This window comes from Kineococcus aridisoli, assembly GCF_050871885.1.
GTDB lineage: Bacteria > Actinomycetota > Actinomycetes > Actinomycetales > Kineococcaceae > Kineococcus.
The window spans coordinates 1-20,589 of record NZ_JBJLSF010000088.1 but is presented as its reverse complement, the minus strand read 5'-3'; the positions used below and the strand labels follow the sequence as shown (position 1 = coordinate 20,589).

17 protein-coding genes, 3 tRNA genes and 1 pseudogene are annotated in these 20,589 nt (G+C 75.5%); 6 read left to right on the top strand and 15 right to left on the bottom strand.

The features are described 5' to 3' along the window. Positions 1 to 52: 52 nt before the first annotated feature. The 3 genes from ACRYM2_RS19015 to ACRYM2_RS19005 form a co-directional block, all read right to left on the bottom strand. Positions 53 to 409 carry a hypothetical protein gene (locus ACRYM2_RS19015; RefSeq protein WP_432523997.1) on the bottom strand — a complete coding sequence of 119 codons (357 nt, stop codon included), beginning with the start codon at positions 407 to 409 and terminating at the stop codon, positions 53 to 55. 65 nt (positions 410 to 474) lie between these two features. Next, positions 475 to 915 carry a peptide-methionine (R)-S-oxide reductase MsrB gene (gene msrB / locus ACRYM2_RS19010; protein ID WP_432523996.1) on the bottom strand — a complete coding sequence of 147 codons (441 nt, stop codon included), beginning with the start codon at positions 913 to 915 and terminating at the stop codon, positions 475 to 477. A gap of 49 nt (positions 916 to 964) precedes the next feature. Continuing rightward, positions 965 to 1,519 (bottom strand): hypothetical protein, encoded by a 555-nt coding sequence (locus tag ACRYM2_RS19005; RefSeq protein WP_432523995.1) that lies wholly within the window; start codon positions 1,517 to 1,519, stop codon positions 965 to 967. 172 nt (positions 1,520 to 1,691) lie between these two features. Between ACRYM2_RS19005 and ACRYM2_RS19000 the strand changes: the two genes are divergently transcribed. From ACRYM2_RS19000 to ACRYM2_RS18990, 3 genes are all read left to right on the top strand, one after another. Continuing rightward, positions 1,692 to 2,918, top strand: a complete 1,227-nt coding sequence (locus ACRYM2_RS19000) for an alpha/beta hydrolase family protein (RefSeq protein WP_432523994.1) — start codon at positions 1,692 to 1,694, stop codon at positions 2,916 to 2,918. Further along, complete coding sequence (locus tag ACRYM2_RS18995; RefSeq protein ID WP_432523993.1) at positions 2,915 to 3,904, top strand: zinc-dependent alcohol dehydrogenase; 990 nt, start codon at positions 2,915 to 2,917, stop codon at positions 3,902 to 3,904. Before ACRYM2_RS19000 ends, ACRYM2_RS18995 begins: the two co-directional genes overlap by 4 nt. 145 nt (positions 3,905 to 4,049) lie before the next feature. Then, positions 4,050 to 4,514, top strand: a complete 465-nt coding sequence (locus tag ACRYM2_RS18990; RefSeq protein WP_432523992.1) for a hypothetical protein — start codon at positions 4,050 to 4,052, stop codon at positions 4,512 to 4,514. A gap of 28 nt (positions 4,515 to 4,542) precedes the next feature. On the opposite strand, the pseudogene ribA reads toward ACRYM2_RS18990, so the two are convergent. The 3 genes and pseudogenes from ribA to ACRYM2_RS18975 all read right to left on the bottom strand — a co-directional run. Then, positions 4,543 to 5,133 (bottom strand): annotated as a pseudogene (gene ribA, locus ACRYM2_RS18985) (GTP cyclohydrolase II); the annotation flags it as partial. Positions 5,134 to 5,281: 148 nt separating this feature from the next. Further along, complete coding sequence (locus tag ACRYM2_RS18980) at positions 5,282 to 5,749, bottom strand: SufE family protein (protein WP_432523991.1); 468 nt, start codon at positions 5,747 to 5,749, stop codon at positions 5,282 to 5,284. Continuing rightward, positions 5,746 to 6,642, bottom strand: coding sequence for a sulfurtransferase (locus ACRYM2_RS18975; protein WP_432523990.1), 897 nt, complete (start codon positions 6,640 to 6,642; stop codon positions 5,746 to 5,748). The genes ACRYM2_RS18980 and ACRYM2_RS18975 overlap by 4 nt, the downstream gene beginning before the upstream one ends. Positions 6,643 to 6,765: 123 nt before the next feature. Here ACRYM2_RS18975 and zapE point away from each other — a divergent pair, with 123 nt between their 5' ends. Further along, positions 6,766 to 7,818: a cell division protein ZapE gene (zapE, locus tag ACRYM2_RS18970; protein ID WP_432523989.1), complete on the top strand. Its 1,053-nt coding sequence runs from the start codon at positions 6,766 to 6,768 to the stop codon at positions 7,816 to 7,818. On the opposite strand, the gene ACRYM2_RS18965 is transcribed toward zapE, so the two are convergent. The 5 genes from ACRYM2_RS18965 to glgX form a co-directional block, all read right to left on the bottom strand. Further along, positions 7,783 to 8,889, bottom strand: a complete 1,107-nt coding sequence (locus ACRYM2_RS18965) for a HoxN/HupN/NixA family nickel/cobalt transporter (RefSeq protein ID WP_432523988.1) — start codon at positions 8,887 to 8,889, stop codon at positions 7,783 to 7,785. The two genes, zapE and ACRYM2_RS18965, sit on opposite strands and share 36 nt — an antisense overlap. 63 nt (positions 8,890 to 8,952) lie before the next feature. Continuing rightward, positions 8,953 to 9,669 (bottom strand): NUDIX hydrolase N-terminal domain-containing protein, encoded by a 717-nt coding sequence (locus tag ACRYM2_RS18960; RefSeq protein ID WP_432523987.1) that lies wholly within the window; start codon positions 9,667 to 9,669, stop codon positions 8,953 to 8,955. Next, positions 9,666 to 11,420 carry a malto-oligosyltrehalose trehalohydrolase gene (gene treZ / locus ACRYM2_RS18955; protein ID WP_432523986.1) on the bottom strand — a complete coding sequence of 585 codons (1,755 nt, stop codon included), beginning with the start codon at positions 11,418 to 11,420 and terminating at the stop codon, positions 9,666 to 9,668. The genes ACRYM2_RS18960 and treZ overlap by 4 nt, the downstream gene beginning before the upstream one ends. Positions 11,421 to 11,543: 123 nt before the next feature. Further along, positions 11,544 to 13,994, bottom strand: a complete 2,451-nt coding sequence (treY, locus tag ACRYM2_RS18950; RefSeq protein ID WP_432523998.1) for a malto-oligosyltrehalose synthase — start codon at positions 13,992 to 13,994, stop codon at positions 11,544 to 11,546. 17 nt (positions 13,995 to 14,011) lie between these two features. Next, positions 14,012 to 16,153, bottom strand: coding sequence for a glycogen debranching protein GlgX (gene glgX / locus ACRYM2_RS18945; RefSeq protein WP_432523985.1), 2,142 nt, complete (start codon positions 16,151 to 16,153; stop codon positions 14,012 to 14,014). A gap of 166 nt (positions 16,154 to 16,319) precedes the next feature. Between glgX and ACRYM2_RS18940 the strand changes: the two genes are divergently transcribed. Then, positions 16,320 to 17,312, top strand: a complete 993-nt coding sequence (locus ACRYM2_RS18940; RefSeq protein WP_432523984.1) for a YihY/virulence factor BrkB family protein — start codon at positions 16,320 to 16,322, stop codon at positions 17,310 to 17,312. Between the two features lie 59 nt (positions 17,313 to 17,371). Further along, positions 17,372 to 18,484 (top strand): amidohydrolase family protein, encoded by a 1,113-nt coding sequence (locus ACRYM2_RS18935; RefSeq protein WP_432523983.1) that lies wholly within the window; start codon positions 17,372 to 17,374, stop codon positions 18,482 to 18,484. A gap of 77 nt (positions 18,485 to 18,561) precedes the next feature. Here ACRYM2_RS18935 and ACRYM2_RS18930 read toward each other — a convergent pair whose 3' ends face one another. From ACRYM2_RS18930 to ACRYM2_RS18915, 4 genes are all read right to left on the bottom strand, one after another. Then, positions 18,562 to 19,797, bottom strand: coding sequence for a glycosyltransferase (locus tag ACRYM2_RS18930; protein WP_432523982.1), 1,236 nt, complete (start codon positions 19,795 to 19,797; stop codon positions 18,562 to 18,564). Between the two features lie 218 nt (positions 19,798 to 20,015). Next, positions 20,016 to 20,090 (bottom strand) — tRNA-Val (locus ACRYM2_RS18925). Between the two features lie 29 nt (positions 20,091 to 20,119). Then, a tRNA-Cys gene (locus ACRYM2_RS18920) sits at positions 20,120 to 20,193 on the bottom strand. A gap of 31 nt (positions 20,194 to 20,224) precedes the next feature. Continuing rightward, a tRNA-Gly gene (locus tag ACRYM2_RS18915) sits at positions 20,225 to 20,297 on the bottom strand. Positions 20,298 to 20,589: the final 292 nt, after the last annotated feature.

The window sequence follows — 20,589 nt, the reverse complement described above, 5'->3', positions numbered from 1 at the left end:
GGCGCCGCACCCTTGGTGCGGCGCCTCTCGCGCGTCGTGCGTGCTGCCGTCCTCAGAGCCGCTCGGGGTCCTCGGCGTCGGCGCCGGCGACGTGGTCGACGGTGCCCAGGTGCCCGGCCCCGCCCGCCTCGTCCGGCTCCTCCTGCGTGATGCGCTCGTCGATCGTCTCGTTGTCCGGGTCGACGTCGTCGCGCATGAGCTCCTCGGTGGCGTGGCTCAGCCGCCGGCTCGTGTCGTAGGTGTCGTCGTCGCTGTCGGCCAGCAGGGTGTCCGTCTGCAGGTCGCGCAGCTCGTCGCCGTCGTCGGGGTCCTGCTCGATCGAGGAGTCCGCCTGCTGCAGATCCGGGTCGGCCAGCGGGTCCAGCTCGGGGTCGATCGGCTGGTAGGTCTCGGAGTACGGCTCGCTCATGGCTCCCACTGTGCCCGCGGGCCCGGGCGCGCGCATCCGCGCTGCTCCCGGGCCCGGGAGCGCCCTCAGGCCTGCGCGGGGCGCAGCGTCAGGCTGATGGAGTTGATGCAGTACCGCTGGTCGGTGGGCGTGGGGTAGCCCTCGCCCTCGAAGACGTGGCCCAGGTGCGAACCGCAGCTGGCGCAGCGCACCTCGGTGCGGCGCATGCCGAGGCTGTCGTCCTCGAGCAGCTCCACGGCGTCGGACTGCTTGGGGTCGTAGAAGGACGGCCACCCGCAGTGCGAGGCGAACTTCTCGGTGCTCGTGAACAGCTCCGCACCGCAGCCGCGGCAGGCGTAGACGCCCTCGGTGGTGGTGTCCTCGTACTCGCCGGTGAAGGGGCGCTCGGTGCCCGCCTGGCGCAGGACCTGGTACTCCTGCGGGTCCAGCTGGGCGCGCCACTCGGCGTCGGTCTTGGTGACGGGGTAGCGGGTGCCGCTGGTCTCGGGTGTGGTGTGCGCGCTCATGTCCTCTGCAACCGCCTCCCGCCGGGCGCTGTTCCGCGCGGCGGCCCGCTCAGCCCAGCCGCGTGGTGCCCGCGTACACGTGCAGCACGGGCACGCCGAGGCTGTCGCGGGCGCGCGAGGCCCAGTCGGTGTGGAAGGTGTCCTCGACGGCGTGCGGGCGGGTGACGACGACCACCTCGCGGGCGTCGGGCTCGGTGCGCAGCGCCTCGCGCACCTCCGGCAGCGGGTCGTCGGCCGTGGTGCGCCCGTGCGCCTGCAGGCCCTCGGCGCGCAGCGCCGCCAGCGTCGCGGCCAGCGCGGTCTCGGCGTCCGCGCGGGCGCGCTCGGGGTCCGGGCGGCCCTCGCGGACGGCTCCCAGCGCCGCCCGCAGCTCGCCCAGGCTCAGGTGGTCCAGCAGCCCCGCGAGCACGCTGCGCTCGGTGTCGGCGGGCACCAGCACCAGGTGGCGCACGTCCTCGCCGGCGGCGCGGGCGTCGGCGTGCAGCTGGGCGACGTTGCGGGCGTCGACGTCGCCGAACGCCTCCTCGGTGAGGACGACGACCGTCCAGGGGCCGCCCGCCCCGGTGGGCGGCGGGGTGGCGGGGGGCTCGGTGGTCGACGACACGCAGCCGACCCTAACGGGGCCCTCGTCGCGCGGGCGGCGGGGTCTCGGGCAGGATCGCGCCTGTGACCAGCCGCGCCGCCCCACGCCGCCGGGTCCCGCCGGCCGTGCTGCTCGCCGGTGCGGCCACCGCGCACCCGGTGCGCGCCGCGCGGCGCACCGCCCGGGCGGTGCGGTGAACGGCCGCCGGCGGGCGGCGGTCGGCGCCGCCGCGACGACGCTCGCGCTGGGCGGCGCCGCCGCGGCCGCGACCGCCGTCGCCGCCTCCTTCGCCCGCGCCGTCGTCACCCCGCGCCGGCACAAGCCCGACGACGTCGAGGTGCTGCAGGTGGGCCCGCGCCGGGTGGTGCTGGCCGCCTCCCCGGACACCGTCGTGCCCGGCCGCTACGGGGTGTGGACCGACGCCGGGCGCGGGCACTTCCGCGTCGGCGACGTGCTGGAGGTCACGGGCGGGGCCGACGGGGGCGGCGGGGGACGGGTGGTGCGCGAGCTGCTCGCCGTCGACTCCGGCGCCGCGCTGCCGGGGGCGGCGCGCTGGAACCAGTACTACTACGCGGGGGACCCCACCAGCGCCCTCGGCCTGCCGCACGAGGACCTGCTCGTGCCCGGCGAGGTGGGGGACCTGCCGTGCTGGTGCGTCCCGCCGGCGGGCGAGCCCTCGGACACCTGGGCCGTCCTCGTGCACGGCCGCGGGGCCACCCGCGAGGAGGCGCTGCGCGCGCTGCCGGTCCTGCACCGCCTCGGCATCCCCAGCCTCGTGCCCGCCTACCGCAACGACGCCGACGGGCCCGCCTCCGCCGCCGCGCTCTACGGCCTGGGCGACACCGAGTGGCAGGACGTGGAGGCCGTCGCCCGGCACGCCCTGGCCCGCGGCGCCCGCCGCCTCGTCGTCGTCGGCTGGTCGATGGGCGGGGCGATCCTGCTGCAGTTCACCGCCCGCTCGCCGCTGGCCGAGGACGTGGCCGCGCTCGTCCTCGACGGCCCCGTCGTCGACTGGTACGACGTGCTGGACCACCAGGCGCGGCAGCGGGGGGTGCCCGTGCGGCTGGGCCGCTACGGGCTGCGCCTGCTGGCGCACCCGCTGGGCCGCCGGCTCGTGGGGGTCGAGGGACCGGTGGACCTGCGGACGATGGACTGGGTGCGCCGCGCCGAGGAGCTCGTGCTGCCCGTGCTCCTGCTGCACTCCGACGACGACGACTACGTGCCCTCCGGCCCCTCGCAGCGGCTGGCGCGGGCCCGCCCGGACCTCGTCACCTACGTGCCGAGCACGACGGCGCGCCACACCAAGGAGTGGAACGTGGACCCCGAGCGCTGGGAGAGCGCCGTGACGGACTTCCTGCGCTCGACGCTGGGCCTCGGCGCGGACCCCGGCGCGGCCCCGGGTGCGGGAGGTGGCCGGTGAGCGTCGCGAGGGCGCTGTGGACGACGGGTCCCGGTGCGGCGGAGCTGCGCGAGGAGCTGCTGCCCGTCATCGGCAACGCCGAGGTGGAGGTGCGCGCGCAGTTCTCCGCCGTCAGCCGCGGCACCGAGGCCCTGGTGATGTCCGGCGGGGTGCCCGCCAGCCAGCACGACGTGATGCGCGCCCCCTTCCAGGCCGGGGAGTTCCCCTTCCCCGTCAAGTACGGCCACCTGTCGGTGGGGACGGTCGTGCAGGCCGGTCCGCGCGTGCAGGACCTGGTGGGGCGCACGGTGTTCTGCCCGCACCCGCACCAGGACCGCTACGTGGTGCCGGCCGCCGCGGTGCTCGTCGTCCCGGCGGCGGTGCCGTCGTCGCGGGCCGTGCTCGCCGGGATGCTGGAGACGGCGGTCAACGGCGTCTGGGACGCCCAGCTGGGCATCGGCGACCGCGTCAGCGTCGTGGGGGCCGGGGTGCTGGGCCTGCTCGTGACCGCGCTCGCCGCGCGGGTGCCCGGCACCGACGTGGAGGCCGTCGACGTGCGCCCGGACCGCCAGGCCGCGGCCGAGCGGCTCGGCGTCCGCCTCGTGGCCCCCGACGACGCCCGCCGCGAGCGCGACGTCGTCCTGCACACCAGCGGTACCGGGGCGGGGCTGACGACGGGCCTGGGGCTGCTGGGCGCCGAGGGGGTGCTCACCGAGCTCAGCTGGTACGGCGACCGCAGCGTCGAGGTGGGCCTCGGCGAGGGCTTCCACTCGCGCCGGCTGACGATCCGCGCCAGCCAGGTGGGCCGGGTCCCGCCGGCGCGCGCGCCGCGCTGGACGACCCGGCGGCGGCTGTCGCTGGCGATGGACCTGCTGGCCGACGACCGCTTCGACGCGCTGCTGGACGGCGTCAGCCCCTTCGAGGACTCAACGCGGGTGCTGCCGGCGGTCGCCGCCCCCGACGGGGACGCGCTGTGCCACCGCTTCGCGTACGCCCCCGACTGCTGACCCGACCGCCGACCGGGGGCGCCCCCGACCCGGGGGATTCCCGGGCGACTGCCAGCTGGAACCCCGCCGCTGCCCGGCGCCGATGCGTCACCATGGGAGCAGCCCCCGCGACGGCGCGGGGACGCAGCTGCCACAGGAGGCGACGTTGCCCACCGAGCGCACCGGTCGCGGTCCCCTCGAGGTCCGCCTGGAAGGCCCCACCAGCACCCTGCCGCGGCTGTACGTGCGCGACGGGCACGGGCTCGTCCTCGTCCTCGCCGTCCCCGACGAGGCGCTGGCGCCCGTGCGCGCCGCGCTCGCCGGCTCCGGCGCGGCCGGCGCGGGGGCGTGCGACCTGGAGCTGCTCGACGACCGCGGCGGGGTGGCCTCGCGGTGGGGGCACTTCCCCGACGCCGGCCAGGCCGGTGCGGTGGCCGCCGTCCTGCTGCACTCCGGCCGCGGGTACGCCGGCGCGCGGGTGGTGCCCGGGGGCGGCGGTCAGCCGGGGGGTGCGGGCGCCGGACCGGGGCCCGGGCACGGGTCCGCCGCGCCCGTGCCCCCCGCCCAGCGCGGACCCGCCCGCCCGAGCCGTCCCGCCCACCCGGCCCCGGCGGCCAGCTGCTCGCGCTGAGCCCCGCGCGCCCGGCGCGCCCGTCGGCTCAGGAGACGCCGGGCAGGCGGTGACCCATGCGGTCGCGCTTGGTGCGCAGGTAGCGCACGTTGTCCCGCGTCTGGGCCACGGGCAGGTCGCGCCGGCGCACCACGGGGACCCCGTGCCCGCGCAGCGCCTCGACCTTGACGGGGTTGTGCGTCATGAGCTCCACGTCGCGCACGCCCAGGTCGCGCAGCACGGCGGCGGCCCCGGTGTAGTCGCGGGAGTCCACCGGCAGGCCGAGGTCGAGGTTGGCCTCCACGGTGTCGCGGCCCTGCTCCTGCAGCGCGTAGGCGGCGATCTTCGCGGCCAGGCCGATGCCGCGGCCCTCCTGCCCGCGCAGGTACAGCACGATCCCGCGCCCGTGCGCGCTGATGGTGTCCAGGGCGGTCTGCAGCTGCGGGCCGCAGTCGCAGCGCAGCGAGCCCAGCGCGTCCCCGGTCAGGCACTCCGAGTGCAGGCGCACGAGGACGTCGTGGCCGTCGCCGACCTCGCCGGCGACGAGCGCCAGGTGCTCGACGCCGTCCGCCTGGCGGTAGGCGACCGCGCGGAAGGTCCCGTGCGTGGTGGGCAGCTCGGCCTCGGCCACCCGCGTCACCGGCAGCGCCGGGTGCCGCGGCGGCCCGCCGCCGTCCGCCGCCCCGTCCGCCGCCGCACCCGCCGTCCCGTCCGCCGTCGTGCCCGCCTGCTGGACCTCGCTCACGCTCCTCCTCCCCGCACCCCGTGCGCCCGCCCCTCCGCCGCCCTCAGGCCGCGACCGCCACGCGCACCTGGCGCTTGACCCGCGCGAGCATCCCCGTCATCCCGCGCATCCGCAGCGGGCTGACGGCCTGCTCCAGGCCGAGCCGGAAGCACACGTCGGCCGGCAGCTCCAGCACCTGCTGGGCGGGCAGCCCGTCCAGGCCCTCCTGCAGCACCCCGGCGAAGCCGCGCGTGGTCGGCGCCTCCGCCGGGGCGGAGACGTGCAGGTGCACGCGGTGGTCCTGCTCCTCGCCGACCTCCACGGAGATGAAGACCGGCGACTGGCACTCGTCGACGCGCTCCATCAGCTCCGGGCGCCCCTCGAACTGCGCGGGCAGCGGGCGCAGGCCCTGGCTGAACTCCAGCAGCAGCTGCAGCCGCTCGCGCTCGGGCAGCGCCCGGAAGTCCTCGACGATCTCGGCCATGGCCGGCGGCAGGCCGGCGGTGGGCTCGCTCGACAGGTCGTCGCTCACCGCAGCGACCCCTTGTCCGGCCCCTTGACGATCGGCACGCGCACGGCGTTGCCCCACTCGGTCCACGAGCCGTCGTAGTTGCGGACCTTCTCGAAGCCCAGCAGGTGCTGCAGCACGAACCACGTGTGGCTGGAGCGCTCGCCGATGCGGCAGTAGGCGATGACGTCGTCCTCGGGGGACAGGCCCTTCTCCTGCTGGTAGATGGCCTCCAGCTCCTCGCGCGTGCGGAACGTGCCGTCCTCGGCGGCCGCGCGCGCCCACGGGACGCTGTCGGCGCCGGGGATGTGGCCGCCGCGGACGGTGCCCTCCTCGGGGTAGTCGGGCATGTGCGTGCGCTCGCCGGTGTACTCCTGCGGGGAGCGCACGTCGACCAGCCGGCCGCCGAGGTGGGCCAGCACGTCCTCCTTGAAGGCGCGCACCCCCGCGTCGGAGCGCTCCACGACGGGGTAGTCGGTGGCGGCCCGCTCGGTCACCTCGGTGGTCATCTCGCGCCCCTCGGCGACCCACTTGGCGCGCCCGCCGTCCAGCAGCCGCACGTCCGGGTGGCCGAAGAGGGTGAACACCCACAGCGCGTAGGCCGCCCACCAGTTGTTCTTGTCGCCGTAGATGACGACGGTGTCCTCGCGCGAGATGCCCTTGCGGGACATGAGCGCGGCGAAGCCGGCGCCGTCGACGTAGTCGCGGGTGACCGGGTCGTTGAGCTCGGTGTGCCAGTCGACCTTCACCGACCCCGGGACGTGACCGGTGTCCCACAGCAGGACGTCCTCGTCGCTCTCCACGACGACGAGCCCGTCCTCGCCGAGGTGCTCGGCCAGCCAGCCGGTCGTGACGAGCTTGTCGGGGTGCGCGTAGGCGGCGAGCTTGGAGTCGGTGTCCAGGGGCAGCGTGCTCACAGCGGGTTCCTCCAGCGGGTCGTCGTGGCAGCGGCAACACCGCGCGGCGCGGCGGCGTTCCCGCGGCGCGATCCTGCCAGACCACGCCGGGCCCCCCGCCCGGCCGCGCCCTACTGTGGACCGGTGACCAGCCCCGAGACCCGTGTGGACTCCCTCGCGCAGCGCGACCCCCGCGTCCCGCCGGAGCAGCTGGTCGCCGAGCTGGTGCCCCCGCCGCGCTTCGCCGGGGTGCGCTTCGCGTCCTACGTGCCGGCGCCGGAGCACCCCACCCAGGCCCAGGCCGTGCAGGCCATGAGCGGCTTCGGCGAGCGGGTGCTGGCCGGGGACGGGGCCCGCGGCGGGCTGGCCGGGCTCTTCAAGCGCAAGGCGCCCGCCGGGCCGCCCGGCATGTACCTCGACGGCGGCTTCGGCGTCGGCAAGACGCACCTGCTGTCCTCGCTGTACCACCAGGTGGTCACCGACGGCGGCCGCACCGCGGCCTACGGCACCTTCGTGGAGTACACCAACCTCGTCGGCGCGCTGGGCTTCCGCCAGGCCGTGGACGCGCTCGCCCCGCACTCCCTGGTCTGCATCGACGAGTTCGAGCTCGACGACCCCGGCGACACCGTCCTGATGTCGCGGCTGATGCGCGAGCTCGTCGACCGCGGGGTGCGCCTGGCGGCCACCTCGAACACCCTGCCGGGCGCGCTGGGGGAGGGGCGCTTCGCCGCCCAGGACTTCCAGCGCGAGATCCAGGCGCTGGCCGGGCAGTTCACCGTGCAGCGCGTCGACGGCGAGGACTACCGCCACCGCGGGCTGCCGGCCGCGCCCGACCCGCTGGCCGACGCCGACGTCGAGCGCGTGGCGGCCGGCCGCGAGGGCGCCACCCTCGACGACTTCGGCGCCGTGCTGGAGCACCTGGCGCAGGTGCACCCCAGCCGCTACGGCGCCATGGTCGGCGAGGTCCCGCTGGTGTGCCTGCGCGGGGTGCGCACGGTCTCCGACCAGATGGTCGGGCTGCGCCTGGTGGTGCTGGCCGACCGCCTCTACGACCGCGACATCCCCGTCGTGGCCTCCGGGGTGCCCTTCGACCGGGTCTTCACCGACGAGCTGCTGGGCGGCGGGTACCGCAAGAAGTACCTGCGGGCGGTCTCGCGGCTGTCAGCGCTCGCCCGCGACGGCGCCGCGCTGGCCTGAGCGCGAGGCGCGCCACCACACCAGCGCCCCCAGCCACACGAGCAGGAACAGCGCCGCCACGGCGTAGCCGACGGCGCCGGTGTCCACGGCGGCCACGCGGGTGGTGAGCGCGTCGCCCAGGTGCAGCTGCTCGTGCGCGACGCCGACCAGCTGGATCGTGCCGATGGCCAGGCAGACGGCCACCGACAGCCCGGTGACGACGCCGTTGTAGGCCAGCCGGCGCAGCGGGTGGGCCAGCGCCCAGTCGTAGGCGAGGTTCATGAAGGCGCCGTCGAGGGTGTCGAACAGGCTCATCCCGGCGGTGAAGAGCACCGGCAGCACGAGCACGGCGTACCAGGGCAGGGTGACGGCGGCGGTGCCGGCGAGCACGAGCAGCGCCACCTCGGTGGCGGTGTCGAAGCCCAGGCCCATGAGCAGCCCGGCCGGGTAGACCTGGCGCGGGGAGCGGATGCGGGCGGTGGAGCGGCGCAGCAGGCGGGCCAGCGCCCCGTCGAGCGCCAGGTGCTGGGCCAGCGCCGCGTCGTCCAGCTCGCCGCGGCGGCGCCGGCGCGCGGTGCGCAGCACGCCGGCCAGCGCGGCGAGGTTGACCAGCCCGATGACCCACAGGAAGACGCCCGCGGCGCTGGTGCCGAAGACGCCGAGGGCGTCGCGGGCGGTGCTGCCCTCGGTCACCAGGCCGGAGGCGAAGCGGGCGCCGGTGGCCACGAGCAGGGCCATGGCGAAGACGACGGTGGAGTGGCCCAGGGAGAACCAGAAGCCCACCGACAGCGGCCGGCTGCCGCCCCTGCCGCCGGACTGGGTGAGCTTGCGGGTGGTGCCGTCGATGACGGCGATGTGGTCGGCGTCGAAGGCGTGCCGCACGCCGAAGACGTAGGCCGTCAGGCCCAGGCCCCAGCCGAAGACCTGCTCGCCGACGGAGTGCTCGTACGGGACGACGAGCAGCCCGAGCACCCCCCAGCCCAGCACGTGCAGAGCGGCGACGACCCCCAGCAGGCGCAGCAGCCGGCGGGTGTCGGTGCGCTCCCAGCGGCGTCCTGCGGGGGCCGGCGCGGCGGACGGGACGACGGGCACGGGGTGCTCCTGGCTGGGGGGTCGGGCTCGGCTGTCGCGGACGACCGGCAACAGCCGAGCACCCTAGTCCCACTCGGTGGGCAGCGAGGGGTCGCGGTGGTGGGCGATCACCCGCTCCAGCTCCCAGCGGTCGATCCGGCGCAGCGACAGCGGCGGCAGCTCGTCGAGCCCGTACCAGCCGACGTCGAGCGTCTCCAGCTGCGAGGCCGCGACCGGCTCGCCGACCGCCCGGCACAGGAAGTACAGGTGGAACACGCTCACCGGCATCGGCGGCTGCTTGCCGCGGGCCTCGCGCTCCCAGACCCCGACGACCTTGACGACCTCGACGGGGTAGCCGGTCTCCTCCAGCACCTCCCGCACGGCGGCCTCGCCGGGGCGGTCGCCCGGGTCGGCCCAGCCGCCCGGCAGCGACCACAACCCGTCGCTGCGCTCGCGCAGCATGAGGAAGCGCTCCCGCTCGTCGACCACCGCCGCCCGCACGTCCACCTTCGGCGTCGCGTACCCGGCGTCGGCGTCCAGCACCAGCCGCAGCACCTCGCGCGGGGTGTCCGAGACCGCCGCCAGCAGGTCCGCGGCCAGCTCGCCCAGCTCCCGGTAGCGCGCCGCGTCGTAGTCCTTGGACGGCTCGCCCACCGCGTACACCAGCCCGTCCTGCGCGAGGGCGGCGATGCGCACCGCCGCCCTGCGCACCCGGTCGGCGGCCGAGCCGGGACCCGCGTGAGCCGCGTCCTCCCTCGCGTCCTCCCTCGCGTCCTCCGCCCGCCCGTGCACCCCGCTCACGCGACGCGCAGGACCACGACCGACTCCGACGGCAGCCGCACGCCCTCGCCGAGCAGCTCGGGCGCCGGGCCGTCGGAGAAGGAGCAGAGGACCTCCACCGGGTCGCCGTCGACGTCCACGTCACCGCCGTCGCCCAGCGCCACGACGACGCGGTGGTCGCCGCGGTGCAGCACCAGCGCGTTGCCGCGCACGTCGACGCGCACCGCGCGCAGGTCGGCGTCGCGGAACTGCTCCCGACCGCGCCGCAGCGCGATGAGGTCGCGGTACCAGCGCAGCATGCGGGCGTGCTCGCCCTCGCCGGTCTCCTCCCAGCGCAGCACCGAGGCCTCCCTGGTGCGCGGGTCCTGCGGGTCGGGCACCTCGTCGGCGCTCCAGCCGTGCTCGCCGAACTCCGAGCGCCGGCCCTCGCTGACCGCGGCCCCCAGCTCGGGGTCGGGGAAGGAGGTGAAGAACTGCCACTTGGTGGAGGCGTTCCACTCCTCGCCCATGAAGACCATGGGGGTGAAGGGGCCCAGCAGGTACAGCGCCGCCCCGGCGGCCTGCCGCGCGGGGCTGAGCAGGTGCCCGATGCGGTCGCCGACGGCCCGGTTGCCGACCTGGTCGTGGGTCTGCAGGTAGCCCAGGAACGCCGTCCCCGGCACCGCGGCGCGGTCGACCTTCCTGCCCCACACCTCGCCGCGGAAGGCGGAGAATCGCTCGGCGTGGAAGAAGGCCTCCTCGAAGGTCGTCTTCAGCACCTCGGGGTCGCCGAAGTCGGCGTAGTAGCCCTGGCGCTCCCCGGTGAGCAGCGCGTGCAGCGCGTGGTGCACGTCGTCGTCCCACTGCGCCGTCATGCCGAACCCGCCCTGCGCCGTGGGCGTCACCATCTTGGCGTCGTTGAGGTCGGACTCGGCGACCAGCGACAGGGGCCGGCCGAGCTCGGCGGACAGCGCCGCCACCTCGTCGGCCAGCTGGGCCAGCAGGTGGACGGGGGAGTCGTCGACGAGGGCGTGGACGGCGTCCAGGCGCAGCGCGTCGACGTGGAAGTCGCGGAACCAGCGCAGCGCGTTGTCGCAGATCCAGCGCCGCACCTCCACCGAGCCGGTGTCGTCGAGGTTGACCGCCGCGCCCCACGGGGTGTCGTGCTTGTCGGTGAAGTAGGGGCCGAACTCGCCGAGGTAGTTCCCGCTGGGGCCGAGGTGGTTGTAGACGCAGTCCAGCGCGACCGCCAGGCCCTTGGCGTGGCAGGCGTCGACGAACGCCGCGAACCCCTCGGGCCCGCCGTACTCGTGGTGCACCGCGTAGGGCGCCACGCCGTCGTAGCCCCAGTTCCACGGCCCGTCCCACGAGGAGACCGGCAGCACCTCCACGACGTCGACGCCGAGGTCGACGAGGTGGTCCAGCTTCGCGGTCGCCGCGGCGAAGGTCCCCTCGGGGGTGAAGGTGCCCACGTGCATCTCGTAGAACACCGCACCGCGCGCGTCGCGGCCGCGCCACCCCTGGTCCGTCCAGGAGAACCTGCTCTCCTCGACGACCGCGCTGGGCGCGTGCACGCCCTCCGGTTGCCAGCCCGAACGGGGGTCCGGCCGGGCGTCGCCGCCGTCGAGGCTGAAGGCGTACCGGGTGCCGTGCCCGGCGCCGGCCACCTCGGCCGACCACCACCCCTCGCGGGGAGAACCGCTGCGTCGCATCGCGTGCCGCTCGACCTCGTCCCCCGTGCCGACGAGGACCTCCACCTGCTGCGCCGTCGGCGCCCACACCCCGAACTCCATGCCCCCAGCCTGTCGGACCCTCGCCGGGTCCGCGACCGGTGCGCGGGCCGGTGCTCAGGAGGCCGGGTGCTCAGGAGGCCGGCGCCCGCGGCGGGAGGCCGTCCCGCCGCGGGCTCCGCGCGCTCAGCCCGCGCGCAGCAGCAGCGAGACCGGCAGGTCGCGCAGCAGGTCGGCCAGCCGCGCCGGCCCGCCGCCGTGCTCGGCACCCGTGAACGCGTCCCGCCACGTCCCCTCGGGCAGGGTGAGCGTGTGCTCGCCCCAGCCGCCGTGGCGCTCCAGCGACACCGGCAGCCGGGTGGCGACGGCGACCGCCCCCGGCGCCTCGACGCTCCCGCGGGCGAAGGCGACGGCGTTGCCGGTCGAGGTCGGCACGGGGGCGTAGCCGGCGTCGGGACCGGTGAAGACGTCCGCGTGCTCGCGCCGGGCCCGCAGCGTCCGGGAGACGACGAGCAGCTTCTCGTCGTCGAGGTCGGCGGGCCGGGAGCCGCCGTCCAGCGCCGCCAGCCGCCGGGCGCGCTCGGCGTAGTCGACCGGGCGGCGGTTGTCGGGGTCGACCAGGGACAGGTCGACGAGCTCGGTGCCCTGGTAGACGTCGGGCACCCCGGGCATCGTCAGCTGCACGAGCTTCTGGCCCAGCAGGGCGGTGCGGGCGGCCGGGGCGATCAGCTCGACGAACTCGGCGACGGCCGCCAGGACCGCCTCGTCGCCCAGCACGCCCGTCGCGAAGCGCTCCACGGCGCTCTCGTACGCCTCGTCGGGAGCCGTCCACGTGGTGTGGTCCTTGGCCTCCCGCGTGGCCTTCTGCAGGTAGGCCAGCAGCCGCTCGGCGCTGAGGGGGCCCGTGCCCCAGGTGCCGACCAGCGTCTGCCAGACGAGCAGCTCGGTGCGCGCGTCCAGCTCGCCCGCGCGGTGGTCGGCGGCCAGCTCGCGCCAGGTCGCCAGCGCCTCGGCCCACTCCTCGGTGAACTCCGACAGCGTCACCAGCCGCGCCCGCACGTCCTCGCTGCGCTTGGTGTCGTGCGTGGACAGGGTCGTCATGGTCGCCGGCCAGTCGCGGGCCAACCGGGCGGCGAAGGAGTGGAACTCCTCCGGAGCGGTGCCGAAGCGGGTCGGGTCGCCGCCCACCTCGTTGAGCGCGCTCAGCCGGAACCAGCGGTAGAAGGCGGTGTCCTCGATGCCCTTGGCCATCACGGGCCCGCAGGTCTGCTGGAAGCGGACCACGAACTCCGCGATGCGCTCGTCGTCGGGGGAGCCGGTGCGGTTCAGCGCCAGGTCCACGACGACGTCGAGGGTGTCCTGGCGCTCGGCCGGCAGCCGGTGGCGGGCGATCGAGGCGGCGTGCTCGAGCACCTCGACGCTCTCCGCGGGCGCCGGCTGCCCCGGGGTGACGTAGGCGCGGTAGCGCTCCATCGCCACCAGCAGCTCCACGACGCACTCGTGCAGCCCGCGCCGGGTGTGGTCGCGCAGGTCGACGTCGTCGTGGCAGATCCCCGACAGCAGCTCCACGAGCCGGTGGACCTCGGCGTACAGGCCGTGCTCGACGACCTCGCGCTTGGCCTCGTCGACGATGGTGGCGAACGGCCGGGTGTCCCCGGTCGTGCCCGCGTACTGCCCCGACAGCGGCTCGGCCCCGGCGGCGTCGACGAAGAGACCGCCGATGCGCTGCAGCGCGTCGTAGCCCGTGGTGCCCGCGCACGGCCAGTCCTGCGGCAGCACCTCCTCGCCCTCGAGGATCTTCTCCACCACCACCCAGGCGCTGGAGCCGCCCTCGCCGGTGGCGGTGACCTCCGCCAGGCGCTGCAGGTAGCCGCGCGGGTCCGCCAGGCCGTCCGGGTGGTCGATGCGCAGCCCCTGCAGCTGGCCGGAGTGCAGCAGGTCCAGCAGCAGCGCGTGCGAGGCGTCGAAGACGTCGGGGTCCTCGACGCGGATGGCCGCCAGGGTGTCCACGTCGAAGAAGCGCCGGTAGTTCAGCTCCTCGTCGGCGACCCGCCAGTGCGCCAGCCGGTACCACTGGCGGTCCACCAGCTGCGCCAGCGGCAGGTCCTCGGTGCCGGGGCGCACGGGGAAGACGTGGTCGTAGTAGCGCAGCACCGGGCCGCCGTCGAAGGGGTCGCCGGAGCGGTCCAGCGACAGCTCGCCGGCGGCCAGCACCTGCCCGATGCGCTGGCCGAGGACGGCCATGAGGATCGCCCGGTCCTGCACGGACCAGTCGACGTCGAACCAGGAGGCGAAGGGCGAGCGCGGGCCCTCCTTGAGCACCGACCACAGCTGGGCGTTGTCGGAGGCCGGCGTGGGCACGGCCATGTGGTTGGGCACCACGTCGGCGACGGCGGCCAGGCCGGCCTCGCCCAGGGCGGCGCTGAGCCGGTCGAAGGCCTCCCGGTCCCCCGCCTCGGGGTTCAGGCGGGAGTGGTCGACGACGTCGTAGCCGTGCTGGGACCCCTTCGCGGGTGCCAGCACGGGCGACAGGTAGGCGTGCGAGACGCCGAGGGCGGCCAGGTAGCCGGCCTGCGCGGCGGCGTCGTCGAAGGTGAAGGCGGGCTGCACCTGCAGGCGGTAGGTGCTCACGGGCACCACGGCCGGGCGGTAGTTCACTTCTCTCCCAGGGGTTCGCGGGCCAGGACCAGCACGGATCGTCCCGCGACCGGGAGCTTCGCGCCCGGCGAGAACGCGGACTCCTCGGTGAAGATCGACACGATGCCGACCTGGTCGTCGGCGGTGTCCAGCCGCGGCCGCCAGTCGTCGCCGTACGCCTTCTCGGGGAGGGTGAACTCGACCGTCTCGTGCCAGGGGTTGTAGAGCACCAGGAACGAGTCGCCGACGATGCGCTCGCCGCGCCGGTCCGGCTCGGGGATCGCCTCCCCGTTGAGGAAGACCATCACCGCGCCGTTGGAGTGGCCGCTCCAGTCGGCGTCGGTCATCTCGCTGCCGGCGGCGCTGAACCACTCGATGTCGCCGACCTCGCTCTCGCCGCCGCGGGAGGCGTCACCGGCGAAGAAGCGGCGGCGCTGGAAGACCGGCTCGGTGCGCCGCAGGGCCACGACGCGCTGGGCGAAGGCCAGCAGCTCGCGCTGGGTGTCGTCCAGCTTCCAGTCCACCCAGGAGATCTCGTTGTCCTGGCAGTAGGCGTTGTTGTTGCCCCGCTGGGTGCGGCCCAGCTCGTCGCCGTGCAGCACCATCGGCACGCCCTGGCTCAGCAGCAGCGTCGTCAGCAGGTTGCGGTGCTGGCGCGCCCGCAGCGACACGACCTCCGGGTCGTCGCTGGGTCCCTCGACGCCGCAGTTCCACGACCGGTTGTGGCTCTCGCCGTCCGCGCCGCCCTCACCGTTGGCCTCGTTGTGCTTCTCGTTGTAGGAGACCAGGTCCCGCATCGTGAAGCCGTCGTGGGCGGTGACGAAGTTGATGCTCGCGATCGGCTTGCGCCCGGAGTGCTCGTACAGGTCCGAGGAGCCGCTGATGCGGCTGGCGAACTCGCCCAGCGTGCGCGGCTCGCCGCGCCAGAAGTCGCGGATCGCGTCGCGGTAGCGGCCGTTCCACTCCGTCCACAGCGGCGGGAAGCCGCCGACCTGGTAGCCGCCGTCGCCGACGTCCCAGGGCTCGGCGATGAGCTTGACCTGCGAGACCACCGGGTCCTGCTGCACGAGGTCGAAGAAGGCGCTGAGGCGGTCGACCTCGTGGAACTGGCGGGCCAGGGTGGCGGCGAGGTCGAAGCGGAAGCCGTCGACGTGCATGTCCGTCACCCAGTAGCGCAGCGAGTCCATGATCAGCTGCAGGACGTGCGGAGAGCGCATGAGCAGGCTGTTGCCGGTGCCCGTGGTGTCGAAGTAGTGCTTCTGGTCGCCGTCGACCAGGCGGTAGTACGCCTGGTTGTCGATCCCGCGGAAGCACAGCGTCGGGCCCATGTGGTTGCCCTCGGCGGTGTGGTTGTAGACGACGTCGAGGATGACCTCGATGCCCGCCTCGTGCAGCGCGCGCACCATCGACTTGAACTCCTGCACCTGCTGGCCGCGCTGGCCGGTGGAGGAGTAGGCGTTGTGCGGGGCGAAGAAGCCGATGGTGTTGTAGCCCCAGTAGTTGGACAGGCCCTTGTCGACCAGGTGGGTGTCCTGCACGAACTGGTGCACGGGCATGAGCTCGACGGCCGTGATGCCCAGCGAGGTCAGGTGCTCGATGACCGCCGGGTGCGCCATCGCGGCGTAGGTGCCGCGGATCTCCTCGGGCACGTCCGGGTGCAGCTTCGTCAGGCCCTTGACGTGCGCCTCGTAGATCACCGACTCGTGGTACTCGTGCCCGGGCCGGCGGTCGTTGCCCCAGTCGAAGTAGGGGTTGACCACCACCGACAGCATCGTGTGCCCGAGGCTGTCCTCGACGTTGACCTGGTCGGGCTTGTCGAAGTAGTAGGAGAACAGCGACTCGTCGCCGTCGACCTGCCCCTCGATCGCCTTCGCGTAGGGGTCCAGCAGCAGCTTCTCCGGCTGGCAGCGGGCGCCGCTCTCGGGGTGGAAGGGGCCGTGGACGCGGTAGCCGTAGCGCTGCCCCGGCATGACCGAGGGCAGGTAGGCGTGCCACACGAAGCCGTCGACCTCCGGCATCGGGATGCGCTGCTCGCTGCCGTCGTCGCCGATGAGGCAGAGCTCGACCCGTTCGGCGACCTCGGAGAACAGCGCGAAGTTGGTCCCCGCACCGTCGTAGGTGGCGCCCAGGGGGTAGGGCCGGCCGGGCCAGATCTGCATCGCGGGGTTCCCTCCAGAAGGGGCTCGGTCGTGCGGCGGACCCGGTCATCATGGCGGTTCCGCCCCCGCCCCACACCCGGAGGGGCCGAGCGGAGCCCTCCGGGGCCCCCCGGGGCCCCGGAGCGTCCCGCGCCCGGCCGCCCGGCGGCGCGGCTACCGTGTCCGGGTGCCCGAGGACCCCTCCCGCGCCCCCGTCGCCGCGGCGGGCGCCGCGCCGCCGCTGCGGGTGCGCCCGCCCGCCGCGGCCGTGCGCGCATGGCGCGACGGGCGGGCCCTGGCCGCCGGCACGCTGGAGGCCTGCCTGCGCTTCCGGGTCACCGGCCTGGCGGCGGAGGGCGGCTTCTTCGCCCTGCTGTCCCTGCCGCCGCTCGTCTTCGGGCTCGTCGCCAGCCTGGGCTACCTCGGCCGCTGGCTGGGCGCCGACGACGTGGCGGCCGCCCGCGGGCAGCTGACCCGGCTCACGCAGTCGCTGTTCACCCCCGAGGCCATCGCCGGCGTCATCCTGCCGACCTTCGACTCCGTGACCACCTCCGGGCGGGCGGACCTGACGCTGCTCGCCTTCGCGGTGAGCGTGTGGTCGGGCTCGCGGGCGCTCAACGTCCACGTCGACACCATCGCGATCATGTACGGCCTCGGCGGGCACCGCGGCATCGTGCGCACCCGGCTGCTGTCGCTGTCGACGTACCTCGTGGCGCTGCTCGTCGGGGTCGTCGTGGTCCCGCTGGTGCTCGTCGGCCCGCGGCTGCTCGGGGAGTGGCTGCCCGAGCACGTGCGCTGGCTGACGACGCTGTACTGGCCCGTCGTGCTGGTCCTCTCGGTCTGCTGCCTGGCCACGCTCTACCACCTGGCCACCCCGGTGCGCTCGCGCTGGTGGCGGGACGTGCCCGGGGCGCTGCTGGCGCTGCTGGGCTGGCTGGCCGTCTCCTGGGTGCTGCGCTGGGCGCTGGGCTACTCGGTCGCCGGGCCCTCCACGTCGATCTACGGGCCGCTGGCCGCGCCGATCGTCGTGCTCATCTGGTTCTACTTCCTCACCACCGCCGTGCTCACCGGCGCGGCGCTGAACTCCGCGGTGGACCGGGTCTGGCCGGACCCGACGCGAGCCGCGGCCCGCGAGGCCGCCCGGCTGCAGGCCGCCGAGCGCCGCCGCTGGGTGCCCTGACCGGGTGACGGCGGGAGCGGGGGCCCCGCCGCGACCGTCCGGTGCGCCAGACTGCCGGGGTGGACCTGAACCGCCTGCGGTCGGCCGGTGGCCGCCGCGCCCGTGACCTGGCCGCCCGCGCCCGGCTGAACACCCACCGCCTGGCCACCTACCGGCCGCGCAGCGAGCTCGTGCTGCCGAGCACGGAGGTGGCGCGGGCGGCGGTGCCGGCCGTCGACGTGCACAACCACCTGGGCCGCTGGCTGACCGGCGGGCACGCCTGGCTGGCCGGTGACGTCGGCGCCCTGCTGGCGCGGATGGACGAGCTCAACCTCGCCACCGTCGTCAACCTCGACGGCCGCTTCGGCGACGAGCTGGAGCGCAACCTCGACCGCTACGACCGCGCGCACCCGGGCCGCTTCCTCACCTTCGCCCACGTCGACTGGAGCCGGCTGCTCGAGGGCCCGCGGGGGGTGGCCGCGATGGTCGAGCAGGTGCGCGCGGCGGCGCGCGCCGGTGCCGGCGGCCTGAAGGTGTGGAAGGACCTCGGCCTGCTGCTGCGCGACGAGCGCGGGCGGCTCGTGCGCCCCGACGACGAGCGCCTCGGCGACGTCTTCGAGGCCGCCGGCGAGGCCGGGCTGCCCGTCCTGGTCCACATCGGCGACCCGCCGGCGTTCTTCCGGCCCGTGGACCGGCGCAACGAGCGGCTGGAGGAGCTGACGCTCCACCCGGACTGGAGCTGGCACGGCAAGGGGGTGCCCGACCACGCGCAGCTGCAGGACTGCTTCGACCACCTCGTGGGCGCCCACCCGGGCACGACGTTCATCGGCGCCCACGTGGCCGGCTGGGCGGAGAACCTGCAGTGGGTGTCCGCGGCGCTGGACCGCCACCCCAACCTCGTCGTCGACACCGGTGCCCGGCTGGCCGAGCTGGGGCGCCAGCCGCGCGCCGCCGCCGCCTTCATCGCCCGCCACGCCGACCGGGTGCTGTGGGGCAGCGACAGCTTCCCCTTCGACACCGAGGCCGTGCGGCGGTGGTTCCGCGTGCTCGAGACGGCCGACGAGGCCTTCGACTACGGGCCCGAGCCCGACCAGGGGCGCTGGACGGTCTCCGGCCTGGCCCTGACGCCCGAGCAGCTGTCCGCCGTCTACCGGGACAACGCCCGGCGGGTCGTGCCGGCGCTCACCCGCTGAGGCCCCGCCCGCCCGGTGCTGCTCGGGCGGTGCTGCTCGCCCGGTGCTGCTCGGGCGGTGCTGCTCGGGCGGTGCCGTCAGGCGGCGTCGGCGGGCTGGCGGGTGCGGTGCCGCGGAGCGCGCTGCCGGGGCGCCGCCGCGGGCAGCGCCGTCGCGGGCAGCTCGCGGCCCGCGACGGCCGCCAGGATCCCCAGGTGCTCGCGGGCCAGCCCCTGCGGCTCGAAGCGGCGGGCGAAGGCGGGGCCGCCGAGCGCCGCGTCGGCCAGCGGGCGCGGGTCGCGCAGGTGGTCGACGAGCGCCTGCGCGAGGGCCTCGACGGACTCCGGCGCCACGAGCCGGCCGTGGCGGCCCTCGTCGAGCAGCATCCGGCTGCCCACCGAGCAGTCGGTGGCCACCACGGGCACGCCCAGGGCCAGGGCCTCCAGCAGGGTCAGCGGCATCGCCTCCGTGCGGGAGCTGGAGACGAACAGGTCGGCACCGGCCAGCAGCTCGGCGGGCGAGGAGCAGAAGCCGGGCAGGCGCACGTGGTCGGCGCCCAGCTCACCGGCCAGCTGCTCCAGCGACGCCCGCTCGGCGCCCTCGCCCGCGATGGTCAGCTCGTGCGCGAACCCCAGCGCGCGGGCCCGGGCGGAGGCGCGCAGCAGCAGGTCGAAGCCCTTGTGCGGCGTCAGCCGGCCGAGCGCGACGACGTGCGGGACGGCGCGGGTGCCCTGCGCGCCGGCGGCCGCGGCCAGGCCGGCGCGGTCGCGCAGCGCGTCGACGTCGACGCCGTTGACGACGACGTGGGTGCGCTCGGGGAGCTGGCCGTTGGCGACGACGCCCGCCACCAGGCCGGGGGAGACGCACACGGTCGCGTCCGCGTGCGCGTCGGCGAACCGGGTCGCGCGGTGCAGGTGCGGGGGCACCCAGGCGCCGATCGCCTCGTCGAGGTCGCCCTGGGCCAGCACGACGAACGGCGTGCGGGTCAGCCGGGCGGCCAGCCAGCCGGCCAGCAGGCCGTGGCCGATCTCGGAGCCGGAGACGACCACGTCGTGCCGCGCGGCCTCGCGCACGAGCCGCGCGACCTCGCGCGGCAGCCGGCGGGGGGTGGGCACGTCGGCGCGGGCGCCGAAGGCCAGCCGCACCGAGGCGTCGGGGGAGGCCGTCGCCGCGTCGGTGACCTCCTCGAGGGCGAAGACGGTCGTCGGCACGCCGTCGGCGACGAACCGCCGTGCCAGCTCCAGCACGACGCGCAGGCCGCCGTTCTCCCTGAGGTGACCCTCGACGAAGAGGACGCGCAGGGGGCGGGAGGAGGCGGGGCGGGAGCGTGCCATGGCAGGACCGTACGCGGCGGGGCTGGGTGTCCGCCGGGTGTTGCGGGGAAGTTAACTCCCTGAGCTGCAAGCGGTTGCGGCGAGTGGGTGACGACCCGGTGGTGACGTGACCGCTCGTGCCCGGTCGGGCGCGGTCGGTGGCCGGTGGTCCGCGCGCGCAGCGCCGGGGGAGACGCGAAGAGGGCCGCACCAGCAGGTGCGGCCCTCTTCGGGTGGGGTGGTGGGCGATACTGGGATCGAACCAGTGACCTCTTCCGTGTCAGGGAAGCGCGCTACCGCTGCGCCAATCGCCCTCGTCCACACCGGGAGCTACCCGGTGAGGTGGAGGTGGAGACGGGATTCGAACCCGTGTGGACGGCTTTGCAGGCCGCTGCCTAACCTCTCGGCCACTCCACCGTGAGGCTCGCGCCCCGCAAGCCGACCCCCGAGCGGACGACGGGACTCGAACCCGCGACCCTCACCTTGGCAAGGTGATGCGCTACCAACTGCGCTACGTCCGCATGTCCACCGCGTCCCCCGCCGTTCCCGGCCGGTTCCCCGTGGCGTTGAAAACACTAGCCGACGCCGGGCCGGGAGGCCAAATCGCCCTCGGTCCCGCTGCCGGGGCCGCTGCGGGACCCGGACGAGCAGCGGCCCGCCGTCGGCGTCGGTCATCACGCTGCCGGCGGCGCTGAACCACTCGATGTCGCCGACCTCACTCTCGCCGCCGCGGGAGGCGTCACCGGCGAAGAAGCGGCGGCGCTGGAAGACCGGCTCGGTGCGCCGCAGGGCCACGACGCGCTGGGCGAAGGC

Bases quoted from the DNA above. Each gene is read 5' to 3' on its own strand.
- ACRYM2_RS18930 (WP_432523982.1), bottom strand. From the start codon at position 19,797: ATGGCACGCTCCCGCCCCGCCTCCTCCCGCCCCCTGCGCGTCCTCTTC.
- treZ (WP_432523986.1), bottom strand. From the start codon at position 11,420: ATGGAGTTCGGGGTGTGGGCGCCGACGGCGCAGCAGGTGGAGGTCCTC.
- msrB (WP_432523996.1), bottom strand. From the start codon at position 915: ATGAGCGCGCACACCACACCCGAGACCAGCGGCACCCGCTACCCCGTC.
- ACRYM2_RS19015 (WP_432523997.1), bottom strand. From the start codon at position 409: ATGAGCGAGCCGTACTCCGAGACCTACCAGCCGATCGACCCCGAGCTG.
- glgX (WP_432523985.1), bottom strand. From the start codon at position 16,153: ATGCAGATCTGGCCCGGCCGGCCCTACCCCCTGGGCGCCACCTACGAC.